Source organism: Asaia sp. SF2.1, from assembly GCF_000505765.1.
GTDB lineage: Bacteria > Pseudomonadota > Alphaproteobacteria > Acetobacterales > Acetobacteraceae > Asaia > Asaia bogorensis.
This window is the reverse complement of the sequence record NZ_AYXS01000012.1, coordinates 105,533-109,874: the sequence shown is the minus strand read 5'-3', so window position 1 is coordinate 109,874 and position 4,342 is coordinate 105,533. Positions and strand designations below refer to the sequence as shown.

Annotated in this window: 2 protein-coding genes and 1 pseudogene; 1 reads left to right on the top strand and 2 read right to left on the bottom strand. The window is 63.2% G+C overall.

The window, feature by feature from the left end:
- Both P792_RS35980 and P792_RS26920 read right to left on the bottom strand, forming a co-directional pair.
- Positions 1–925: glycosyltransferase family 32 protein (locus tag P792_RS35980; protein ID WP_304412558.1), on the bottom strand; the 925-nt coding region annotated here is incomplete at its 3' end.
- The gene (locus P792_RS26920; RefSeq protein ID WP_035439779.1) at positions 918–3,812 is read right to left on the bottom strand and encodes an ATP-dependent DNA helicase; all 2,895 of its coding nucleotides are present in this window, start codon (positions 3,810–3,812) and stop codon (positions 918–920) included. The genes P792_RS35980 and P792_RS26920, both read right to left, overlap by 8 nt.
- 167 nt (positions 3,813–3,979) lie before the next feature.
- On the opposite strand from P792_RS26920, the pseudogene lysK reads away from it, so the two are divergent.
- Positions 3,980–4,342, top strand: a pseudogene (lysK, locus tag P792_RS38640) (lysine--tRNA ligase); the annotation flags it as partial.

The following is a 4,342-nucleotide window of genomic DNA, read 5'->3' as shown; positions in this document are numbered from 1 at the left end:
CCTCGGGGCGGTAGGTCAGGATCTTGGTCATCACGAGCTGGATCACCCGCCTCAGATAAGGATGACCGGGCCGGGCGATGAGAAACCATTGCTGGTATTCTCCACCCTGAACATAGGCGATCGAGGCACCAATGCCCCATCCCTTGTGCAGTCCGGAGCCTGACATGTTCCACTGCGAGATCAGATATGCATCATCCGCGCGTATCATCTCATCCAGCGGACGTGACGTCGTCGATTTGAGATCGAGATAAACCCCGCCCAGCTTGTAGATTAGCAGATAACGGAAGAAATCCGCCTTGGCGGCGCCGTATTCCCCGCCAATCATCAGGTATATTTTCAGCACTTCCCAGCCATAATGCTCGGATATGAAATCGAAACGTGCAGCCTCGTCCCACAGCCTGAGCGACCATCCCGAATTCATCTGGGCCGTGCGCTCGATATTGGCTGCAATGGCGGGGTCCAGTGTCGCCACATCATTGCAGATGTAATGCAACAGACGCGGCACGGGCTCGGATGATATCTGTGCTGGCGCGATGACCGGGAAGCGGCGCAGGCTGAGGCAAACAAGTTCGCCCCAGCTGGCGCGTTCCATGACCAGATCGCGTGAGCCGTCAGGGGCGTGCGACCAGATGGCGCCAGAGGTATCGCGCAGTTGATACACGGCGGGCGCTGTCTGAAGCAGGTTCCACCCGGCAGGTGCATTGAGCAACAGGCGGCGTTGCGGATCGATGCCGAGCAGGGTTTGCCCAGTGTCCTCCAGAACCGTGCCGCGAATGGGGCTGTCGGTATTCGGCGTGAGGCTATCAGTTGTCCCGTTTGTCCCCATTCCGGGCGTTCCTGGCCCGGTCGCCCCCATCTCGGGAGTCTCCGCCCCGTTGGGGATGAGGACATCCCCGAATATGGTCACGAGGGCTGTGTCAGACATCGTGCGGATCACTTTCCGTTACGGCGTGAGGCTCATGAGGGAGGAACTCCCCGATCTGCCGCACAGCCTGCGCGAGACTCACACGCTCGACAGCGACGCCTTCAGGGAAAGCGGAAAGGAGGCGTGAGGGCATGCGTCGATCGAGAATGACGAATACCCCGCGGTCATCGCCCTTGCGTATCAGCCGGCCAAAAGCCTGACGCAGTTTCATGCGCGTGAGACGGTCGTCGTAATCGCGCGGGTCGTCGGGGGAGAGCGCCTTGCGCCGCTCGCGATGCAGGATATCGGGGCGCGGCCACGGTGTACGCTCGAAAACGACCAGACGCAGCGCCTGACCCGGCACATCCACGCCGTCGCGCATCGCATCTGTGCCGAGCAGGCAGGAATGGAGTTCGGTGCGAAAGATATCGACCAGGGTGGCGTTATCCATCGTATCGACATGCTGCGCGTAAAGCGGCAGGCCTGCTTCCTCCAGAGGTGCCGCAATCCGCTGATGCACGGCGCGCAGACGGGAGATGGCGGTAAACAGCCCCAGTGCGCCTCCCTCCGCTGCCATGAAAAGCAGCCTGTAGGCGCTTGCCAGCGCATCGAGATCGTTTGGGGGAACATCCGTGACGATCAGCGCGCGTGTCTGGCTGGCGTAATCGAATGGGCTGAGCAGCGAGGCCCGCATGGGCGGCTTGATGAAATGCGGCGTGCCCAGCCGCGTCTCGGCTGCCTGCCAGCCCTGTTCGACCAGACGGGGGTCAGGGCCGCTCTCACCCTGCGGGGGCGTCTGGTCACGCAATGTGGCCGAGGTGATCAGGATACCATGCGCCGGCCCCTGCATGACCGAGGCAAAGGGAATGGTCGGGTCGCGCCAGTGACGGTGCAGGCCGATATCGCGCTCGCCCGGGCGGCCGGGGACATATTCGAGTCTGATGAGATCGATGAACGCGCTTCCCGATTCAGGCGTGTCGCCCAGCACGGTGTCGAGCATGGCAATCCAGCCCTCTACACGCGAAATGGCCCGCCGGCGGATAGAGCGTATCATGGCCTCGATACGCAGCCTCTGCGCCGCTTCCAGCGCGTCATCCGGCTCGCTCAGCAGGGCCTTGAGTCGTTCGACGAGGGTTTCGAGCGGCGTGAGCAGGCGTCGTAGCGCAGTATCGAAAGGATCTGCCGCACCCCTGAGCGTCTCACCAGCCGGGTGGAGCTCACATTCGGACGTGTCCTGTCCCGCTGCGCCAATGCGACGGGCTTCGAGCTGGGCTCTGAGCGCACGGAAAAACTGCTCGGCGCTGTTGGTGATCAGCTCCGGCACTTCCGGTTCCATTGCGTCATCCTCGCCATTGAGGCGACCGAGCCAGCCCGGTGCGGGCAGGGCATGGGCCGCGGAGAGGATGGCATCCAGCGGCGATTCCAGCGCCGGGGAGGTGGCAACGAGGTCCTCCAGGCGCCGGCGTAATCCGCGCGCGCGCGAGCGGCTGCCTTCGGCGCCAAGCAGCCAGCGTCGCAGCTCTGCCGCCTCCAGTCCCGAAAGGGCGAGCGAGAACGCGCTATCTGCCGCTTCAGGCAGATGATGCCCCTCATCAAAGAAATAGCGCGTTGGAAGCTGGTCCTCATCAGGCACATCGTCGCGTGCAAGGCTGGCCCAGCTTGCCTGCGACAGTACAAGAGCATGATTGGCGATCACGAGATTGGCGCCGCGTGCCCGACGAATGGAATGTTCGACAAAGCAGGTCTGATAATGCGGGCAGGCGCCGTGGATACACTCGCCCCGTCTGTCAGCCATGCCATAGATCGTGCTGGTGCCGAAGATATCGCCAAACCAGCCCGGTAGGTCGCCCCCCATCAGATCGCCATCTTCGGTCGCTTCGGCCCAGCGGGCCAGCATGGACAGGCCGACAAGTGCAGCAGGTGAGGGGTTGGGCCTCGACGCCAGCGTGTTGACTGCGTCTTCCATGTTCAGAAGGCAGAGATAGTTTTCCCGTCCCTTGCGCAGAACGACTGTGTTTCGGCGTTCGGCATCATCGGGATAGAGGCGGTGCAGCTCCTGCTCGATCTGCCGTTGCAGATGCCGCGTATAGGTGGAGATCCAGACCGGTCCATCATTCTGTTCGGCCCAGACGCTTGCCGGGGCAATATAGCCAAGTGTCTTGCCTGTCCCGGTTCCGGCCTCCGCCAGCACGATTTCCGGTATCCCGAATCCTTCGCGTGGGGTCAGGGCGTGGGTCACGGCCGAGGCATAATCAGCCTGTCCCGGGCGCGTCTCGGCCTTGTTACCCAGAATGGCCGAGAGGCGGGTACGCGCCTCGACCGGGCTGACGGGGCGGCTTCCCGGCGGTGGTCTTTGCGCCATCTCCTCCCAGCGCGGCAGCCGCCGCCAGACGCGCAACGCCTCGTAAGGATGGCGCTGTCTCGAGGGGGTTGCGGCCAGTTCCGTCTCGACAAACGCCGCCCAGGCCCAGCCTGCACGGGACAGAAGCGGAAGCAGGGCCCGCATGGTGTCCACCTCGCCCGTCTCTGCCAGACGGGTGAGGCTCTGGCGCAGCATTTCGAGAAGCTGATGCAGAAAATCGGCCTCGCACGGGTCAGGGGCCATCATCCCCAACGCCAGAGCCATACCCCGAGGTGTCGGCACGACAGGGCGTGTGGGAAAGAGAAACAGGAACAGTTCGAGCAGATCGAACCACGGCACGACCTGACCCGGTGGCGTGAGGCCCAGTCTCCTGATTGTGGCCGGACCGTGAATCAGCAGCGGCGGGGGGAGCGTCGCCAGCAGCTGCGCCGCCTCGTTTGCATCGAGGGAGAGAAGCTCGCCATCCGGTGTCAGAACCGACGCCCGCGCTCTGGTCGTTACAAGGGCAGGGGCATCATAAGGTAAGGCGCGGGAGGGTGTGGGCATCACACTGACCATAGACGCACTCGCGCTCGCCCGCCAGCAGAGCGTTTCCTTCGCCATATGCGACCGGAAGCGGGGTGGAATGGGCGCGTTGGGCAGCCTGCGAAGAAGAGGGGCTAACGCCAACTTGCTTGACCCGGGGCGGAACTATTTCTAGTTTTCGACCAATCATGTCCAGCATTGCAAAAAACAACGCCACCCTCACTCCAGACGCCCTCGACCTGCCAAAAGCATGGCCGTTCGAGGAGGCGCGAAAAATCGTGGCCCATGTCGAGGCACGAGGCGGCGATGCTCCGGCCCTGCTCGAGACCGGTTATGGCCCGTCCGGCCTGCCTCATATCGGCACTTTCGGTGAAGTCGCACGCACGACCTGGGTGCGTCTGGCTTATGAACGCCTGACGGGACGCAAGACACGTCTGCTGGCTTTCAGCGATGACATGGATGCGCTGCGCAAGGTTCCGGGCAATGTCCCCAATCAGGAGATGCTGGCGCAGCATCTCGGCCTGCCGCTGAGCCGTATCCCTGATCCGTTC